The organism is Thalassospira sp. SM2505 (assembly GCF_054901115.1).
Window position 1 is genome coordinate 1384430 of sequence record NZ_CM142731.1, and the last position, 18705, is coordinate 1403134.

General features: G+C 53.2%; 13 protein-coding genes. 7 read left to right on the plus strand and 6 right to left on the minus strand.

Annotated features, from left to right (window positions below):
- Positions 1–29: 29 nt before the first annotated feature.
- On the plus strand, positions 30–2678 hold the full coding sequence (metH, locus tag ACTU44_RS06270) for a methionine synthase (RefSeq protein ID WP_462096965.1): 2649 nt from the start codon (positions 30–32) through the stop codon (positions 2676–2678).
- A gap of 75 nt (positions 2679–2753) precedes the next feature.
- Here metH and ACTU44_RS06275 read toward each other — a convergent pair whose 3' ends face one another.
- Positions 2754–3998 carry a multidrug effflux MFS transporter gene (locus ACTU44_RS06275; protein WP_462096966.1) on the minus strand — a complete coding sequence of 415 codons (1245 nt, stop codon included), beginning with the start codon at positions 3996–3998 and terminating at the stop codon, positions 2754–2756.
- Between the two features lie 299 nt (positions 3999–4297).
- Here ACTU44_RS06275 and ACTU44_RS06280 point away from each other — a divergent pair, with 299 nt between their 5' ends.
- Positions 4298–6091, plus strand: coding sequence for a chloride channel protein (locus ACTU44_RS06280; RefSeq protein WP_114099595.1), 1794 nt, complete (start codon positions 4298–4300; stop codon positions 6089–6091).
- Positions 6092–6171: 80 nt separating this feature from the next.
- Here ACTU44_RS06280 and ACTU44_RS06285 read toward each other — a convergent pair whose 3' ends face one another.
- Positions 6172–6768 (minus strand): hypothetical protein, encoded by a 597-nt coding sequence (locus ACTU44_RS06285; protein WP_462096967.1) that lies wholly within the window; start codon positions 6766–6768, stop codon positions 6172–6174.
- A gap of 104 nt (positions 6769–6872) precedes the next feature.
- Positions 6873–7157, minus strand: a complete 285-nt coding sequence (locus tag ACTU44_RS06290) for a hypothetical protein (protein ID WP_462097447.1) — start codon at positions 7155–7157, stop codon at positions 6873–6875.
- On the opposite strand from ACTU44_RS06290, the gene wecB reads away from it, so the two are divergent.
- Positions 7107–8180, plus strand: a complete 1074-nt coding sequence (gene wecB / locus ACTU44_RS06295; RefSeq protein ID WP_462097430.1) for a non-hydrolyzing UDP-N-acetylglucosamine 2-epimerase — start codon at positions 7107–7109, stop codon at positions 8178–8180. The two genes, ACTU44_RS06290 and wecB, sit on opposite strands and share 51 nt — an antisense overlap.
- Here wecB and ACTU44_RS06300 read toward each other — a convergent pair.
- Positions 8170–8970, minus strand: coding sequence for an EF-hand domain-containing protein (locus ACTU44_RS06300; RefSeq protein ID WP_462096968.1), 801 nt, complete (start codon positions 8968–8970; stop codon positions 8170–8172). The genes wecB and ACTU44_RS06300 overlap by 11 nt on opposite strands.
- A 193-nt stretch (positions 8971–9163) precedes the next feature.
- On the opposite strand from ACTU44_RS06300, the gene ACTU44_RS06305 reads away from it, so the two are divergent.
- The 4 genes from ACTU44_RS06305 to ACTU44_RS06320 all read left to right on the plus strand — a co-directional run bounded on the left by ACTU44_RS06305 (position 9164) and on the right by ACTU44_RS06320 (position 17532).
- Positions 9164–11518 (plus strand): ATP-dependent helicase, encoded by a 2355-nt coding sequence (locus ACTU44_RS06305; protein ID WP_462097431.1) that lies wholly within the window; start codon positions 9164–9166, stop codon positions 11516–11518.
- A gap of 77 nt (positions 11519–11595) precedes the next feature.
- Positions 11596–12477, plus strand: coding sequence for a 50S ribosomal protein L11 methyltransferase (locus ACTU44_RS06310; RefSeq protein WP_462096969.1), 882 nt, complete (start codon positions 11596–11598; stop codon positions 12475–12477).
- A gap of 371 nt (positions 12478–12848) precedes the next feature.
- Positions 12849–13934, plus strand: coding sequence for an HD domain-containing phosphohydrolase (locus ACTU44_RS06315; RefSeq protein WP_462096970.1), 1086 nt, complete (start codon positions 12849–12851; stop codon positions 13932–13934).
- 19 nt (positions 13935–13953) lie between these two features.
- Positions 13954–17532 carry a PAS domain S-box protein gene (locus ACTU44_RS06320; RefSeq protein WP_462096971.1) on the plus strand — a complete coding sequence of 1193 codons (3579 nt, stop codon included), beginning with the start codon at positions 13954–13956 and terminating at the stop codon, positions 17530–17532.
- Between the two features lie 8 nt (positions 17533–17540).
- Here the strand turns inward: ACTU44_RS06320 and ACTU44_RS06325 are convergent, their stop codons facing one another.
- On the minus strand, positions 17541–18278 hold the full coding sequence (locus tag ACTU44_RS06325) for an SDR family oxidoreductase (RefSeq protein ID WP_462096972.1): 738 nt from the start codon (positions 18276–18278) through the stop codon (positions 17541–17543).
- Between the two features lie 194 nt (positions 18279–18472).
- On the minus strand, positions 18473–18664 hold the full coding sequence (locus tag ACTU44_RS06330) for a hypothetical protein (RefSeq protein WP_147252051.1): 192 nt from the start codon (positions 18662–18664) through the stop codon (positions 18473–18475).
- Between the last annotated feature and the right edge of the window lie 41 nt (positions 18665–18705).

Consider the following 18705-nt stretch of genomic DNA (forward strand, 5'->3'; position numbering starts at 1 on the left):
TGATTGCTGAAAAGAGATCGAACAGACCCATGACCGACATTTCCAGATTTATCAATATTGGTGAACGTACCAACGTTGCAGGCTCGATCAAATTCAAGAAGCTGATCGTTGACGAAGATTACGATGCAGCCGTTGAAATTGCCCGCCAGCAGGTCGAAAACGGCGCACAGATCATCGACATCAATATGGATGATGCGATGCTTGATGCCGAAACGGCGATGGTGAAATTCATCAACCTGATCGCAGCCGAACCCGACATTGCCCGCGTACCGATCATGGTCGACAGTTCCAAATGGAATGTGATCGAAGCTGGCCTTAAATGTCTTCAGGGCAAAGGCATCGTCAACTCGATCAGTCTGAAAGAAGGCGACGAGCCCTTTATCGCCCAGGCCAAGAAACTGCGCCGCTATGGTGCGGCCGTCGTCGTCATGGCTTTTGATGAAAAAGGTCAGGCTGATACGGTCGATCGCAAGTTCGAGATTTGCAAACGCAGCTACGATGTTCTGGTTCAGAAGGTCGGCTTCCCGCCAGAAGACATCATCTTCGATCCGAACATCTTTGCCGTTGCGACCGGTATCGAAGATCATGACAACTATGCTGTCGATTTCATCGAGGCCTGCAAGCTGATCAAGGCCAACCTGCCTTATGCAAAGATTTCCGGCGGTGTTTCGAACGTGTCCTTCTCGTTCCGGGGCAATAACCCGGTCCGCGAAGCCATGCATTCGGTGTTCCTGTATCACGCGGTCAAGGCCGGTCTGGATATGGGGATCGTCAATGCCGGTCAGCTTGTTGTCTATGAAGAAATTCCGGCTGAATTGCGCGAACGTGTCGAGGACGTCATCCTGAACCGTCGTTCAGATGCGACGGACCGTTTGCTTGAAGTGGCCGAGAAGTACAAAGGGACTGGCGGGCCGGAAAAGAAAATCGATCTTGAATGGCGTAAAAAGCCGGTCAATGAACGTCTGGCCCACGCACTGGTTAACGGCATTGCAGAGTTTGTCGAAGAAGACACCGAGGAAGCCCGTCAGCAGGCAGACCAGCCCCTTCACGTGATCGAAGGTCCGCTGATGGATGGCATGAACATTGTCGGTGACCTGTTTGGTGCCGGTAAGATGTTCCTGCCGCAGGTGGTCAAATCTGCCCGCGTGATGAAAAAGGCCGTCGCTTACCTCATTCCGTTCATCGAAGAAGAAAAAGACGGGGTCCGCGAAACCAATGGCAAGATCCTGCTTGCGACAGTTAAGGGCGATGTTCATGACATCGGCAAAAACATCGTGGGTGTGGTTCTGCAATGTAACAATTTCGAGGTCCTTGATCTTGGCGTGATGGTGCCGACACAGAAAATCATCGAAACTGCCAAGGCCGAAAATGTTGATATGATCGGTCTTTCCGGTCTGATCACGCCATCGCTTGAAGAAATGACCTATGTTGCCGCCGAGATGGAACGCGAGGGGCTTGATATCCCGCTTCTGATCGGTGGAGCGACGACCTCGAAAGTTCATACAGCAGTCAAGATCGCACCGAACTATAACAGGTCGGTTGTCTATGTGATTGATGCGTCGCGCGCAGTTGGTGTTGCAAGTCAACTGGTGTCCGAGACCCATCGCGAACGCTTTGCTGCGGAAATTCGCAACGAATATATCGCGATGGCCGAAAAGCACGCAGCACAGCAACTGCAGAAAAAGCGGTTTGCGCTTGCGGATGCGCGCGCCAACAAGGTTCAGCTTGATTGGGATGCGTATGATGTTCCGGCACCGGCCAAGCCGGGTATCACGGTGTTTGAGGAATTCGATCTTGAAGAACTGGTGTCGCGTTTTGACTGGAAACCGTTCTTTGAGACCTGGGAATTGCATGGTCGTTTCCCCGACATTCTGAAGGATGAAAAGGTCGGAGAAACGGCGCGCAGCCTTTATGAAGATGCGCAGGCAATGCTCAAGCGCATCGTGGCCGAAAAATGGTTCAAGCCAAGGGCAGTCGTTGGTATCTGGCCGGCAAACTCGGTTGGCGACGATATCGAAGTCACCCCGGCCCCGGATCAGAACGAACCTGTGATGCTGCGGACCCTGCGTCAGCAGATGTATCGTGAAAACAACAAACGTCCGAACCGTGCATTGGCCGATTACATCGCGCCAAAAGAAAGTGGCAAGACCGACTATATTGGCGGCTTTGTCGTTACAGCCGGTCCACAGGTTGAAGAAATTGCATCCAAGCTTGAAGCCGAGCATGACGATTATAACGCGATCCTCGTCAAGGCGCTTGGCGACCGGTTCGCCGAAGCCTTTGCCGAGCGTATGCATGAAAAAGTCCGCAAGGAACTTTGGGCCTATGCCAAGGATGAAAGCCTTGGCAATGACGAACTGATCGCAGAGGGTTATCGCGGGATTCGTCCGGCACCGGGTTATCCGGCCTGCCCGGAACATACCGAAAAACGTACTCTCTGGTCGCTGCTTGATGCGGAAAAGAATGTCGGCGTGTCTTTGACCGAAAGCTGTGCAATGACCCCGGCATCGTCGGTCAGTGGTTTCTATTTTGCTCATCCCGAAGCCAAATATTTCGGCCTTGGCAAGATCGAGCGTGATCAGGTCGAAAGTTATGCCGAGCGCAAGGGCATGACCATGGCCGAGGCGGAACGCTGGTTGGCGCCAAACCTGAATTACGATCCACGTCAGGCATCCTGATCTGGCTGGTCGCAATGAAAAGCCCCGCAGACTGCACTCTGCGGGGCTTTTTTCGTTGGCTATTCTGTTCGGCGATTAATGTGTGGCTCGACAGAATTTACCACGTTCGGTAATGCCGACAATGACGATACCGATCAGGCCAAGGAAGAAGTAGCCGACCAGAAGCGGGGTGACGGTGCCGTTGAATTGCAGCCCGATGATGCCTCCGGCGATCACGCCGATAAGCGTGCTGTAAACGCCAATCATCGAAGAGGCTGTACCTGCGATTGCCCCCACAGGCTCCATGGCCAGCGAGTTGAAATTTGGCATGGTCAGCGAGAAACAGAATAATGTTGCTGTCAGCCCGATACCAAAGACAGGAAGCGGCGGATGACCATCAAAGCCAAGTGCGATCAGAACGTTGATCAGGCTGCTGATGGTCATGATGAACAGGGCCACATGGGAAATCTTGTGCATTCCCAATTTTCGGACGAGACGCGCATTGATGAAGGACGAGAAACTCATGCAAGCGGCGATCATCCCGAATACCAGCGGGAACCAGGCACCAAGGCCGTAGACTTCGGTTTCAAAGATTTGCTGGGCAGACCCGATATAGGCCATCAGGCAGCCAAACATCATGCCCATTACGGTGGAATAGCCAAGGGTTTGACGGTTGGTCACCGTGGTTTTGATATCGCGTGCGATCCGGCGAACAGACAATTTGTGCCGGTATTCGGGATGCAGGGTTTCGGGCATCCGAAGCAAATACCAGCAGACAATTGCAATCGCGAGAACAAGCGTGCTGACAAAGATCATATGCCAGTTTGCCAGTGCCAGGATCAGGCTACCCGATGCGGGTGCAAAGACCGGCAGGATAATAAAGACCATCATGACAAAGGACATCACGCGTGCCATCTCGCGGCCTTCAAAGCAGTCGCGCGTTATGGCCATGGTCAGAACGCGTGGAGCGGCGGCTCCCAATCCCTGCACAAAACGCGCAACAAGCAGATGCTCATAGCTATCAGCAAAGATTGCCATGATGGTCCCGATTGCATAAATGCCAAGACCGCCAATCAGGACGGGACGACGACCAAAACTGTCAGCAAGCGGACCATAGACGATCTGCATCAGTCCAAAGGCGATCATGAAGACGTAAATCAGCAGCTGCATGCGATTGCCGTCCTGGATACCGAAATCTTCGGCAATCGGCCCGAAAGCAGGCAACAGGTTGTCAATTGAAAGGGCGACAAGTCCGATGGTGATTGCCATCAGACAGACAAATTCAGCAAAACCGGGTAGCGGTCTTGCCGCAGCACTACCCGTAGGGCGGGGATCATTCATTTTTTCGGGTTCCGTATCAACACGGTTCGGGTGGCGTTATATTTTTGAACAGACCGCGCAGAATGCTGCATTTTTCCGGTGATTGGCAATGATCGTTTTTTGAATGCTGGGTTCGACCGGACAATCACTTATGGCAACAGTTCCGAAAGGGTGATTTGTCCATATTATTAGGATGTGTCGATGAAAGGTGTGGTTTTGCGAAATTATCCTTGGTGTTTCGGGTCTTTACCCTTTATTCGCAGCAATCACCGATCCTATGATCTCTACTTCAGAAATATTTGCCCTGCGGTGTTGCGGTAATGGCCGAAAAACTGATCAAATCCAATATCTTGCTAAACCGTATGCGCCGCTTGGTCAAAAGCGAGCAACTGGTTCTTTCTTTGCTGGCACTGGTTGTGGGAGCCATGGCCGGTGGTGGTACGATCCTGTTTCGCGATGGCATTCTGTTGGTGCAGTCACTGGTCTATGGCTGGGGCGAAGAATCCCTGCATGAACATCTAAAAGGCTTGTCGAGCCTGCATCTTGTCCTTGGTCCGACTGTCGGCGGGCTTGTGGTCGGTATTTTCATCTACAAATTCTTGCCCGGACAGCGCCCGCACGGGGTTGCTGATGTGATTGACTCGGCATCCTTTAATGATGCGCGGATGTCGACACGTTGTGGCATTAAAAGTGCAATCGCCAGTGCCGTGTCGCTTGGAAGTGGTGCGTCCCTTGGTCGGGAAGGTCCGGTCGTTCATATGGGGGCATCTTTCGGCGCGTGGCTTGCGCGGATATTGCATTTGCGCCGGAGTGCTGCCCGAACTCTTTTGGGATGCGGTGTCGCATCGGCGGTTGCTGCATCATTCAACGCACCGCTGGCCGGCATGTTTTTCGCCCACGAAGTCGTGCTGGGGCATTATGCGCGGACGGCATTTGCGCCAATTGTCATGTCCTCTGTAATGGGCACGGTGATTACGCGGCTTTATTACGGCTCGGATGTCGCCTTTTTGATCCCGCTGCACAACATCCAGTCATTCTGGGAGTTCCCGGCATTTGCGCTGCTTGGCATCTTGGCCGGGGTAACGGCGATGTTGACCGTACGTGCGATCCCGATTGTCCAGAAGGTCGCAGACATCGCAAAGGCACCGCTTTGGGGGCGACCGGCAATCGCCGGGCTGGTGGTCGGTCTGGTCGGGCTGGGCTTCCCGCAGGTGATCGGTGTGGGTTATGGTGCGATGAATGATGCACTTTATGAAGCTTACAGTCTGGCCTTTCTGATCGGGTTGCTGTTTGCCAAGGCGTTCGTTGTGGCGATTTGCATGGGGCTTGGTTTTGCCGGAGGCATGTTCAGTCCGGCTCTGTTCCTTGGTGCGATGCTGGGCGGTGCATTCGGGATTATCGCAACCCATGCCTTGCCAAGTTTTTCTTCGGGTCATGGTGCCTACACCCTTGTCGGGATGGGGGCGGTGGCAGCGGCCGTTTTGGGCGCACCGATTTCAACAACCCTGATCGTGTTTGAGCTTACGGGTGACTATCAGCTGACCATTGCAGTGATGCTTGCATCCGTTCTGGCGTCGGTGATCATGGATCAGTCCAATGGCGGGTCGTTCTTCCAGTTGCAGCTAAAGATGCGCGGGCTTTCAACCCGCTGGGGGCGCGAGGTCAATCTGCTGCGGATGATCAAGGTCGCAGATATCATGAAGCGCGAATATGTCACGGTTCCACTGTCAGAAGACTTGCCAGCGGTGCGTGCAGCACTTTTCAACGCACCCTATTCCGAGTTGTTTGTGGTGGATGAAAACGGAAAACTGCATGGCACAATCACATTGACCGATTTGCGCAATGCGACGTTTGATCCAGCATCTGCCGAGAATGCAACGGCGGGTGACGTTGCGCGATCAAAGCCGCCTGTGCTGTTTAGAACCGACAGTATCGAAAAGGCCATTCGTCTGATGGAGCAAACCGGCGAGGAACATCTGCCGGTGCTTAACAATGATGAAGACCGCGAAATGATCGGCTTTGTCCATGAAAAGGACGCGATGATGGCCTATAACAACGCACTTCTTGAACTGCAAAGCGAAGAGCGCGGTGATGCGCCGCCAAAACTGTTCTGATGTTTCGAGAACTTGGGACATAAGCAAAAGAGCAGCACCAGATGGCGCTGCTCTTTTGTAATGTTGTTGCCGTGATCAGATCATGCGACCAAGGTGTCAGGAGTTGCGGGCTTTCTTGTAAACTGTCCGCCAAGCACCTGGGCTGTAACGCGACTGTCCACCCCTGAAATATCCTCGGGGATGTCAGTTGTGGTCTGTTGCGCCTGTTCATATTCCTGACGTTGCTTTTGTTTTTCTAGCTCGGCCTTCTTGGCCTTTTCATCGTCTTTGACAGGAATGGAATTGGCATCGCGCAGTGCGGTTCTGAACTCTTCCTCAGCGTCCTTTTCTGCATTCAGCGAGTCAGCTTCGGTTGAGTCAGATTGCGATGATGAAACGCCCTCACCAACCGAATTTTGCCCGGACCTGTTATCATTGCCTTGCGCGTCTGCCATGGCAGCAGCAAAGCTTGATGATCCGGACCCGATATTCTGAAATTCGAGCATGACGGACTGCATCGCATCGGAAAGCTGGCTTTTCGGTGTGCCGGTTTCCGGATTTGTTTTGCCCGTCGTCAGAACAGGTGCAGCGCTACCTGCGCTAAAACCTCCGATACCTTCGTGTGCACCTGAACGGTCAGATGAACTGACCCGGGAAGACATTGGCAACCCGTTGCCCAATCCAAAAATTGTACTCATGTCGAGAACCCTTCTTGTGGGATGCACAAAGCACCGCTGACAGGACCCAAACCACGTATGAGTGACCATCAACGGATGCTTACCATCAGAAAACAGAGCAATTTTCAGACCATCCAAGCATTCTCAATTTTCATGAGAAAAGCATAAATTAAAGATTGCGGATTGATCGGCTTTGCGGGCACTGTTTGACGTGGCGTCAGGCAAAAAATACCGATACCAAAGAAGGTTATGTGCAATTCTCCATATCCGTTAGGGTATGTCAGATGACCTGAATTTCCCATGGTGATGGTGGGATGGCGATGAAACTTCACCTGATTGCGGGTGCGCGCCCGAATTTCATGAAGATCGCACCCCTGTGGCATGGATTGCAGGGGCATCACATGATCCATGCGTCTTTCATTCACATGGCACAGCATCGCGATCAGGGTATGTCATCGGACATCTGGCGGGATTTGGGCTTGCCAGACCCTGACCACATTCTTGAATGGGACGCGGCAGCCGGGCAAGATCCGGTTGCTGCGATGATGGCGGGCTATGAAAGCTTGTGCCGTATAGATCGTCCCGATGCGGTTCTGGTTGTGGGGGACGTGAATGCATCGCTGGCGGCGGCCATGATTGCATCTGAAATGCATATTCCCCTGATCCATCTTGAAGCCGGTTTGCGCTGTTTTGATCAGAAGGTTCCCGAAGAAGCCAACAGGATCAGGATCGACCATATTGCGAATTTGCTTCTGACACCTTCGCCGGATGCAGATACGAACCTTTTGAACGAGGGCATTTCGCCTGACCGGATCAAGCGTGTGGGTAACATCATGATCGATACGCTGGTTATGATGAAAGAGGCAGTCAACAGGGAACAGATCGCCAATAAGTTTGGCCTTGATAGCGGACCCTATGTCGTTGCGACATTTCATCGTCCAAGTAATGTCGACAACTCCGGCACCCTGAGCCGTATCGTTAAAGCCCTTTGTGAAATTGCGTCGATATTGCCGGTCTGTCTGCCCTTGCATCCAAGAACGGAACAGCAATTGATCCGGCTTGGCGGCATCACGAAGCTTGAGCAGGCAGGGGTAAAGTGTTTGCCGCCGATGGGATATGTGCGCTTCGGAAGTCTCGTTCAGGATGCGCGATTGGTCATAACGGACTCCGGTGGCGTTCAGGAAGAAACCAGCTGGCTCGGAATTCCCTGTCTGACCCTCAGGCCGTCAACAGAGAGGCCGATGACAGTAACCCATGGAACAAACCGTCTTGTCTGTCCTGATGACTTGACGGCAGCTGTAATCGATCTTGTTCGTGATCATCGGGACACAAAGCATCAAAGTTGCCAAATCCCGTTATGGGACGGAGCAACAACAGCCCGCGTCATCATAGAACTGGAACGGTTCTGTCTTGCTGCGAAGATTACGAAATAACCTGCGCCATCAGTTTGCTGCCAAATGTTTCGTTGCGAAGATCAAAGCCGTCGGTGGTTGATATGGTCTCGTCTGAGGTCTCAGCCTGTTCAATGTTGCCGGTTTCGCTTTCTGCTTCGCTGCTATTATCTGGCAGGCTGCTTTGTGACGGGGTGGCGTTCTGCGGGGCGGCGGCCATGATTTCAGACAGGCTGACGGTGCCGTCCTCGTTGGTATCAAGTGGATCAAATGTGCCATCTTCGCCCATTGCCGCAAACATCCCGTTGATCATGCTATCGGCCGTGGTTTCGGTGTCATCATCGTTTGCCGTCACCGAGCCGGATGGGGGCGCCATGGATGCAAGATAATCTTCCTCAGAGATGCTTTCGGCATCCGATCCTGCCATGACATTCCAGAGGTTCTCCGACATGTCTTCGCTTACATCATCGGGGCGGGCTGCCATGAATTCATCCTTGGTCAGCGTGCCGTCGCCATCTGAGTCCATGTCAGAGAAAAGGCGCTGGGCGTCAAAGCTGCTATTGCCATCGGTTGTCGTGCTGGTTTCTTGCAATTCAAGAAGCATCGACATGATCGAGTCAGATAACTGTCCCGTGACGGCTTCGCTTTGGGATGTAAACTCCGACATCGCATTGGAACTGCTTGATGCACTGCTTTGCAGGTCAAAAAGTGTGAAGCCGCCAAAGGCCTCGATATCTGATGAACCCTCACTGTTTTTCGAAGAGTTCGCAGCTTGGCTGTTCTGACCAAGTATTTGGGCGATGCTGCCGCTCATACCGCTGATACCACTCATTTTCCTGCTTTCGTTCAGAATTGCGTTGTTGTCTGGACACACGGGAAAGAACGGGAAAACTGGCGCAAAAAGTTTTCAATGTTCGGGAAACAGTTGGTCGATGTTCCTGTTTTGTTGCAGAATGTAAAAAATACCGGCCGCATCGGATGCAAGGCTGGTCCTTGGAACACAGCGTGATATATATGCCGCCATGATGGATGATCCCTTCGAAATTGATGAATTCGCTGCCAGCCCGGAAATGCGTCTTGGTGATGCACCGGCTCCGGCATATCTCGACAATCTGAATGCCGAGCAGCGCGATGCAGTGGAAACGCTGGATGGGCCGTTGCTGGTATTGGCCGGTGCCGGAACCGGGAAAACCCGGGTTCTGACCACGCGACTGGCGCACTTGCTTGAAACCAAGGCCCAGACTGAACGTCTGCATCCCCAGCAAATCCTTGCCGTGACCTTTACCAATCGCGCGGCAAAGGAAATGCAGGAACGTGTGGCCCAGGCCCTTGGCCGTCCGGTCGAGGGATGGTGGCTGGGGACTTTCCATTCATTGTCGGCACGTTTGTTACGCCGTCATGCCGAGCTGATCGGGCTGCAATCAAACTTCACGATCCTTGATAGCGACGATCAGGTCCGTCTGCTTAAGCAGATCATGGATGCCGAACAGATAGATCCGAAAAAATGGCCGGCCAAGCAGCTGATGGGGATCATTCAGCGCTGGAAGGACAAGGGCCTTACACCGGAACGGGTCAATGAAAGCGTTGAATTTGCCAATGGCGGCGCAAAGCATCTTTACAGGCTTTATCAGGAACGTCTCAAGGTTCTGAATGCCTGTGACTTTGGTGACTTGCTGCTGCATTGCCTGACGCTGTTCCAGCAACATCCCGAAGTTCTGAAACAGTATCAAAATACGTTCCGCTATATTCTGGTTGATGAATATCAGGATACCAACGTTGCCCAGTACCTTTGGCTGCGCGCGATGGCGATGGTTCATCGCAACATTTGCTGTGTCGGTGATGATGATCAGGCGATCTATAGCTGGCGCGGGGCCGAGGTTGGCAACATCCTGCGTTTTGAATCCGATTTCCCCGGTGCCAAGGTGGTGCGTCTTGAGCAGAATTATCGCTCGACCCCGCATATTCTGGCCGCCGCTTCCAAACTGATTACCTTTAACGATGGTCGTCTTGGTAAACAGCTTTGGACTGAAATCGACACCGGCGAAAAGGTCTTTGTCAAAGGTGTGTGGGATGGCGAAGCCGAAGCTCGCCTTGTGGGGGAAGATATTGAAGCCCTGCAAGCAAAGGGCATCGGTGCTTCACAGATGGCCATTCTGGTTCGTGCCGGTTTTCAGACCCGCGAATTTGAAGAACGTCTGATCACGCTTGGCATTCCCTATCGCGTTATTGGCGGCCCGCGTTTTTACGAGCGTCAGGAAATCCGTGACGCACTGGCTTATATCCGGATTGTTGCCCAACCCGATGACAGCCTTGCCTTTGAGCGCATTGTGAATGTGCCCAAGCGCGGTGTTGGCAAGGCAACGCTTCAGACCCTGCATCAATATTCCCGTGATCAGGCAATATCGCTGCCTGCGGCGGCGCGTGATCTGATTGATACCGAAGAACTCAAACCCAAGATGCGTCAGGCAATCGGCGGGCTTCTGGGCGATTTCAAACGCTGGCGTGAAATGCTGGCAGGAAGTTCACATGTCGAGGTGATTGAAACTGTCCTTGATGAAAGCGGCTATACCGATATGTGGCGCACATCCAAGGAGATTGATGCGCCCGGCCGTCTGGAAAACCTCAAGGAACTTGTTTCAGCAATTGGCGAATTCGAAAACCTGACCAGTTTCCTTGAGCATGTCTCGCTGGTCATGGAGAACGAACAGAATGACGCGCAGGAAAAAGTCACGATCATGACCCTGCATGCCGCCAAGGGCCTTGAGTTCGATTATGTTTTCCTGCCCGGCTGGGAAGAGGGCGTTTTCCCCCATCAGCGTGCGATGGACGAAAGCGGGGTCAAGGGGCTCGAGGAAGAACGCCGCCTGGCCTATGTGGGGATCACGCGTGCACGTAAACGTGCAACCGTTTCCTATGCCGCCAATCGGCGCATTTACAATCAGTGGCAATCGGCCCTGCCATCGCGTTTTGTCGATGAATTGCCTGACGAGCATATCGAACGGATCAGTGATACCGGTCTTGGCGGGCATGGTGGCAATCATTCGCCCGGTGCGTGGGGTGCTGACGACTGGATGATGATGCCAAGCTGGGCAAGCGACAATTCTGCCAACCGCAATCCGGTCTCGGGTGCTTCGGAGCGAAAATTTGCATCGAGTGGATGGCAGGATCGCGTGCGCAAGAACGTGATAGATGTTAAGCCGGATGGTGAAACAAGCTATTCGACCAATTCGAAGTCATCGAAATACAAGGTTGGTGATGCTGTGCGTCACCGGAAGTTCGGACCGGGAACGGTTCGTGCGGTGGATGGCAACAAGCTGGAAATTCATTTTGAGGGTGTTGGCACAAAGAAAGTGGTCGACAGCTTCATTCTGCCGGGGTAAGCCCCGGTGCAAATATTCACAGAATACCGAACTAACCGGGCGGCAACCGCAAGCAGCCCCGACAAGCGAGAAGCGATATGACCGAACCCGTTCTTTGCTATAACTTCCAGTTTGAAGTTGATGGCGCATATGCCGAAGCCTTTGCCGAAGCGCTTTATGAATATTGCGATGCGCTTTCGCATTTTGAACGTCCCGGTGATCCGAGCGCGCCCTGGAAAGTTGAAGGCTTTGCTGGCGAGCAGTTTGACAAGGCCGGTATTGAAACGGCGGTGTCGATCATGGCATCTGCGGCTGGCATTGAAGCGCCGGTTGTCACTTTCGGAAGATATGAGCCCAAGGACTGGGTCAGCGAAAATCTGCGCAGCTTCAAGCCCATCTCGGTCGGGCGTTTCTTTGTTCATGGTTCGCATTGGGAAGAAGACCTTCCGGTGGCGAAGCTCGGTCTTCAGGTTGATGCCGGTCTGGCATTCGGATCCGGTGAGCATCAGACGACCAAAGGGTGCCTTGCTGCGATTGACTGGGTGGCCAAGCTTGGTCCGCGCTACAATGCGCTTGATATGGGTTGCGGTTCGGGCATTCTCGGGATGGCCTGTGCCAAAACGTGGCGTAGCACGGTCATGATGGCCGATATTGATGCCGCGTCGGTCCGCGTGGCACAGGAAAATGCCAAGCTCAACAAGATTGCCGATCTGGTGACGGCAATCCATTCCAACGGTTTTCAGGATACGCGTGTGCGTGATGCGGGTTACTACGACATCATCTGCGCCAATATTCTTGCCCGGCCGCTGCGTGCGATGGCCCATGATCTGGCCCATACCCTGTCTGAAGACGGCGTTGTCGTTCTTTCGGGGCTTCTGTCGCATCAGGAACAGTTTGTTCTGTCTGCCTATCGTGAAGTCGGCTTGTCGCTGATCAAGCGGTTCAAGGTTGAAAACTGGACGACACTTCTGGTCGGCTAGGCTGAACATCCCGGCATTGTGCTTGCCGCGGGTTCACAGGATATTCGAACATCGAAATGGCTGCCCTTGTGGGCGGTCATTTTTTGTTTTTGCGATCACTTTGTTTATGACCGGTACCTGTTCACAGGATTCGTTCCGATGACTGTTGTCCCGTCCGCAAAAAGGATAAGTGCTATCGGTCCCCCAAATGTCCCATCTATATCTTTGTATTTATATGTTCTGATTTTCTAACAGGTTAGGTGCGTTTTGAGCGGTTCGTATAGAGACACTCCTCGTATGGGGAGTGTTTTAATCGAAGAAATGCCATACCGAAGTATAGTAAATTCATTTGTGAGCTGTTAGAAAATACCGAAATCAATCAGGGGGTGTGCATGCCGGAAACTGAACATCGTGTTCTGATTGTCGATGATGAACCGGTCATCCGTAAACTTCTTGCCCGCATCCTCGAGCGCGCAGGCTTTTCCGTTGTGGTTGCGGCAAACGGAATTGAAGCGCTTGATCAGCTTCGTCACGATGCATCACTCCGACTTGTGATCTCGGATCTGAGGATGCCGGAATGTGGCGGACTCGAATTGATCCGGCGCGCGACAGGTGAGTTCAAACGCGATTTCGAGTTCATTCTTTTGACGGGTGACGGTGAAAAGGCCGATGCGGTAAGCGCGATGCGTATGGGCGTACGCGAGTTCCTTGATAAACCTGTTGAACGGGCCGATCTGGAAGAGGCGATTGAGGCTGCACAGAACCGTTTGTCCGAACGGGATCGGGAACGTGAACGTATCCGCAAACTTGAACTTGAAAATGTCAGCCAGTCAAAGACGCTTGATGACATCACCCGCAAGCTCGGTGGTGCCGAACAGGAAATGGTCGATCGTCTGAGTCTGATTTCGCAGTATCGAGATATCGAAACAGCAGAACATTGCGTTCGCGTCGGTCTTTATTCACAACTGCTGGCCGAGATGTCCGGACTTGATCAGCAGACCCAGCGGATCATTCGGCTGGCGGGTATTCTGCATGATATCGGCAAGGTCGGGGTACCAGACGAGGTGTTGCTCAAGGAAGGCCCGTTGACCGACAGCGAATTTGCCGTGATGAAACGTCACACGGAAATCGGTTATGCGATGCTGAGTTCATCAGACAATCCGATTTTGGAGCAGGCCGCGATCATTGCCCGCCACCATCATGAAAAATGGGAAGGCACGGGGTATTGCACCGGATTGTCGGGCAAGGAAATTCCGGTTGTTGCCCGCATTGTGTCGCTTGCCGATGTCTATGATGCGCTGCGCAGTTCTCGACGGTACAAGCCACCCTTTAGTCATCTTGAAGCTGTCGACATCATCACAAAGGGTGATGGTCGTACAGTACCGGAAATGTTTGATCCTACGCTGCTTGGACTGTTTTTCGAGCATCACAGCCGTTTTGAAAGCATTTTTAACAGCATGCCAGATCAGTTGGTGTAAACCCGGAGACGTCCAGACCATGCACCAGAGCGTAGACGTTATTTTGCACCGAACCCGCAATCGCATTGCCGACTTCATGCTTCTGGTGATGGCAATTGGCGGTTTTCCTGCTCTGCTTGCCTCCTCCCTGCGTGAGGCAAGCCAGCAGTTCTGGGCGGTCGAACTGATCCAGATTGTAGTATTTCTGGCGGTCGTTGCGTGTCTGGTCGTACGGCGCAGGCTTGAAGTCAGGACAAAGGCCCTTGTCATCATCACGACGATGACGGCACTTTCTTTGCTTTATATCGTTATGTTTTCGCCAGCCAGCGGCATGGCATTGATGATTGTCTCGACTACGACGGTGGCTGTGTTCCATCCGTTTGGCGCGACGTTGCGATATGCGCTTTTCTGTTTTGCCACCATCATGGCGATCGGGACCATGCGTGTTTACGGGCTCGATGCGTTTCTGGTTCCCGATGCTGGTACTGTTCCCCATACATTGCCGGTCTGGGTGTCGGCGCTGTTTGGGTATGCCTGGATGAGTTCCTCGATTGTCGTTGGCGTGATCTGGATGCGTCAGGCATTGCTGCAGCTCAGTGTTGATCAGCTGCGATCGCAGAATGAAGTGGTGTCGGGGAAAAAGTTTCTCGAACAAATTCGGGTCAGCGCGGGCGAAGTCGCAAGCTATTTCTCGTCACTGGACCGGATCGAGGATGTTTCTTTCCGACCGACCTTGCAACGTTTTGCCGAACTTCTGAATTGTGAACGGGCAAGTCTTTGGTTGCAGAACGATGATGGTGATGTTGCCTGTGTCGGCTTGTATGACGTTACCAATCCCGGGGCGACACATGATGGTCTTGAACTGCGTCGCAAGGATTTGCCGCGTTATTTCGCTGCCCTCGAAACCGGGCAGGCGATAGATGCTGAAAACGCAATGGAAGATCCCAGAACATCCGAATTCTCCGAGCAGTATCTGCGTCCGTTGAACATCGGCGCGATGCTGGATGTGCCACTGATGTCGGTTTCCGGGCGGATGGGGGTTTTGTGCTTTGAAACGATCGGGCGGCCGCGTCCATGGCGCTCTGACGAGATTGTTTTTGCCCATATGGCGGGTGGGTTGCTTGCTGCTGCGACCGGGATCAAGTCGTTAATGGAAGCCGATGAAGAACTGAACTTCTCGCGTCGTCGCTTCGAGGCTGTGGCGAATTACACATATGACTGGGAAAGCTGGATCTCGTCTGACGGCAAGCTCCTTTGGGTCAATCCGGCGATTGAACGTGTTCTGGGTTATAGCGTTGCCGAGTGCATGAATATTGAAGATTATCCGCTGCCCTTTGTCGCACCGGAAGATCGTGATCGGGTGCACCATTATATCGAAGAAGGGCTTTCGGGACTCTCTGGCAGTGACCAGGAATTCACCGGATTACACAAAAACGGTCAAAGAGTTGGTATTGCCCTGTCATGGCAACCGATTGTTGATATTGACGGATCGAATATGGGGATCCGTATCAGTGGCCGGGACGTGACCGAGCGCATTCGATACAGATCCGATCTTGAACGGGCCAAAAGTGACCTTGAAGCCAATCAGCGCAGATTGCGTGCGCATTTTGATAATGGAAAGATCGGGGTGTTTTACTGGAAACCTGACCGAACCATTATCGAAGTCAATGAAACGGCGTGCCAGATGTTCGGCTATGCCGCAGGTGAACTGGTCGGGCGGCGGCTTGAAATGCTGGTGCCGGCAAACGAACGCCATCGGCTAGGGGCGCTGGTCGACAAACTCATGCAGACAAGAAGTAGCGTGAACAACCGGTTCACCAACCTTCGGCGGGATGGCGGCAGGATCATTTGCGAATGGTATGAAAGCCCGATCTTTGATTCAAACGGTCAGCTTGATTGCATTGCGAGCTTCGCACTCGATGTCACTGAACGCGAACGCTATCAGGAAACGCTGGAATCCATTTATCGCGGCGTACGTTATCAGATCGGATCGGGTTTCTTCGATAATCTGACCAAAGTACTGTGTGAGACGCTCGGCATGGCCTATTGCCATGTCGCGGAAGTCACCGGTGGACGGGTCAAATCAGTCGCCTATTATTCCCCCGACCGGAACATTGGCGGACTTGATTTCGAATTCGAGGGATCCGCCTGCGAGAGGGTGATCAAAGACGGCGTTTTTGTCTGCGAAGACAACTTCAGGGAAGTCATGCCCGGTGTTCCCCCTGTCACTGAAATCATGGTTGCCGGTTATGTGGGGGCTGCTCTTTATGATAGTTCCGGTCAGCCAATCGGTGTGGTCGTGACCGTTTCAGACAAGCCTCTGACCGATCCGGAATTGGCACGGTCGATTGTCGGTGTTTTTGCATCACGTGCATCGGCCGAATTGCAGCGCATGTTGTCTGATCGCAAACGTGAAAAGCTCGAACAACAGCTTCGACATTCACAACGCATGGAGACAATCGGGGTTCTGGCCGGTGGCATTGCCCATGACTTCAACAATATACTGCAGCCGATAAGTGGCTACGCCGAATTGCTTTATAGCGATTTGCCGGAAGATTCGCCCTTGCGTGATGATGTGACAGAGATTCGGGACGGGGCCAAACGTGCCCGTGATCTCGTTCAGCAAATCCTGTCCTTTAGCCGTAATTCCGAAACAGCAAGATCCCCGATTGATGTTACGACGATGATCAAGGGGGCTGTAAGGTTTGCGCGGGGGTCCTTGCCCTCAAGTGTGTCGCTGGTCACCAGAATTGCTCCGGAAACAAAATCCGTTCTGGGCAATGCCACCCAGCTTGACCAGTGTTTGATGAACCTGATCACCAACGCCTATCACGCCGTTGGCGAACAGGGTGAAATACGGATTGAAGCCGGACCATTTGAACTGACCGACGACAGTGGCGAAATGCATCCGCTTCTGGCGCCGGGGCCTTATATCCGGATCTCCGTGATTGATAACGGAACCGGCATGGACCCGGAAACGGCAAAGAAAATCTTTGATCCGTTCTTTACGACCAAGGAACCGGGCAAGGGAACGGGACTTGGCCTTTCGACGGTTCACGGGATCATTGCCGGTCACAAGGGCGAGATTACGGTCTATAGCCGTTTGGGGCAGGGAACACGTTTCTCTATTTTGTTGCCGGAGCTTGGTCGCACAGATGAAAATGGTGAGCACACCTTACGCAGCGAGATAACCCGTGCCAGTGGACATCTGGCCGTTGTTGATGACGAGGAAAAGAACCTCAAGCTCTGTTCAAGGATGCTCGAGCGGATCGGTTATAGTGTTGAGACTTTCCACAACGGAGATGATGCCATTGCGGCCATCACGGCGCCGGATGCAAGGTTTGACGGGCTTCTGACCGATCAGACAATGCCGGGCATGACCGGTGTCAAACTGGTCGAAGCATTGCGTGCAAATGGCAGTGATATTCCGGTTGTTGTCATGACAGGCTATGCGTCAGACGAGATTATCTCTGCGTACAAGGCGCTTGATGTTGACTGTATTCTCGCAAAGCCCGTTGATGTGGTCGAACTTCATGATGCCTTGGCGGCAACCTGTCGCAAGGACAAGGCTTCCACGGAGCGCAATAGTGATGAGGCCCATCAGTCCGACCAGCTTTGAGCAGAATCCTAGCGGCCACCTGAAACATCAATGATTGATCCGGTGACATAGGATGCGGCATCTGAAGTCAGCCAATAGATGCTTTGCGCGACTTCATCGGCCTCGCCCGGACGTCCCAATGGACAGGCGGGACCAAGTTCGGCAACCCGTTCCGGTCGTCCGCCACTGGCGTGGATTTCTGTATTGATGATACCGGGGCGAACGGCGTTGACGCGGATGCCTTTGGGGCCGAGTTCCCTGGCAAGGCCGATGGTCAGGGTATCAATTGCCCCCTTTGAACCGGCGTAATCAACATACTCGCCTGGCGAGCCGAGCTTGGCGGCTATCGACGAGACATTGACGAGCGAACCGTCGGATTGCAGGGTGCGGGCTGCTTCGCGGGCAACCAGATAGGCGCCGAGAACGTTGGTGTCGAACACATTCTTCATGCGTTCAATATCCATGTCGGCAAGCGCGCTTTTGGGGGCGACAATCCCGGCATTATTGACAACCCCGTCGATTGACCCGAAACGTTCGCGGGCTGAATTAAAGAAATTCACAACACTGGTTTCGTCGCGGACATCGCATTTGCGCGCAAAGGCATTGCCTGTGATCCCGGCGCGTTCACACAAAGCACAGGTTTCATCAGCGCTTTGCTGATTGCCAACAAAACTGAGGGCAACATTCCAGCCTTGACGTGCAAAAAGGACAGCAGTTGCACGACCTATCCCGCGTGATCCGCCGGTAATCAGAATTGTTTTTGGCATGGTTCCTCCCAGGGCGATGTGACGCTTTGGGGCTACTATGATGTGGATCAACGGAATTGGTCAAAAAGAAACGGCCCTGCTGTGGAGGAGCAGGGCCGTCTCAGAGGGAAAAGACAAAAAAGACCGCAAGGGTCATGAACCGTGATCCTGCGCTTCGCCATTGGCATCCAACCATTCCGGGCGGGACTGATCCTTTATTCCTTGTCCTTGGTGTCTTCGGAACCGGTTGGGGACCGGTCCGTATCATCGTCTGCCAGATGGGCAGGGCCTGTATCAAGACCGAGCGCGGCTTTGCGACCAAGGGTCAGGCGCTCTAGGCCATCATAGGCCGTCTGACGACGACGCGATTGCACAACACTTAGGGCAGTAATAGGAAAACGGATCACCGTTCATGGTCTCCTGCAAATTGACGTCCCGACGGGCCATC

What these genes read in the sequence shown, in the direction of transcription:
- ACTU44_RS06280 (WP_114099595.1), top strand. Translation starts at nt 4,298, where the DNA reads ATGGCCGAAAAACTGATCAAATCCAATATCTTGCTAAACCGTATGCGC.
- metH (WP_462096965.1), top strand. Translation starts at nt 30, where the DNA reads ATGACCGACATTTCCAGATTTATCAATATTGGTGAACGTACCAACGTT.
- ACTU44_RS06305 (WP_462097431.1), top strand. Translation starts at nt 9,164, where the DNA reads ATGGATGATCCCTTCGAAATTGATGAATTCGCTGCCAGCCCGGAAATG.
- ACTU44_RS06290 (WP_462097447.1), bottom strand. Translation starts at nt 7,157, where the DNA reads ATGGATCATGTGATGCCCCTGCAATCCATGCCACAGGGGTGCGATCTT.
- ACTU44_RS06315 (WP_462096970.1), top strand. Translation starts at nt 12,849, where the DNA reads ATGCCGGAAACTGAACATCGTGTTCTGATTGTCGATGATGAACCGGTC.
- ACTU44_RS06285 (WP_462096967.1), bottom strand. Translation starts at nt 6,768, where the DNA reads ATGAGTACAATTTTTGGATTGGGCAACGGGTTGCCAATGTCTTCCCGG.
- ACTU44_RS06300 (WP_462096968.1), bottom strand. Translation starts at nt 8,970, where the DNA reads ATGAGTGGTATCAGCGGTATGAGCGGCAGCATCGCCCAAATACTTGGT.
- ACTU44_RS06325 (WP_462096972.1), bottom strand. Translation starts at nt 18,278, where the DNA reads ATGCCAAAAACAATTCTGATTACCGGCGGATCACGCGGGATAGGTCGT.
- ACTU44_RS06320 (WP_462096971.1), top strand. Translation starts at nt 13,954, where the DNA reads ATGCACCAGAGCGTAGACGTTATTTTGCACCGAACCCGCAATCGCATT.
- ACTU44_RS06275 (WP_462096966.1), bottom strand. Translation starts at nt 3,998, where the DNA reads ATGAATGATCCCCGCCCTACGGGTAGTGCTGCGGCAAGACCGCTACCC.
- wecB (WP_462097430.1), top strand. Translation starts at nt 7,107, where the DNA reads ATGAAGATCGCACCCCTGTGGCATGGATTGCAGGGGCATCACATGATC.
- ACTU44_RS06310 (WP_462096969.1), top strand. Translation starts at nt 11,596, where the DNA reads ATGACCGAACCCGTTCTTTGCTATAACTTCCAGTTTGAAGTTGATGGC.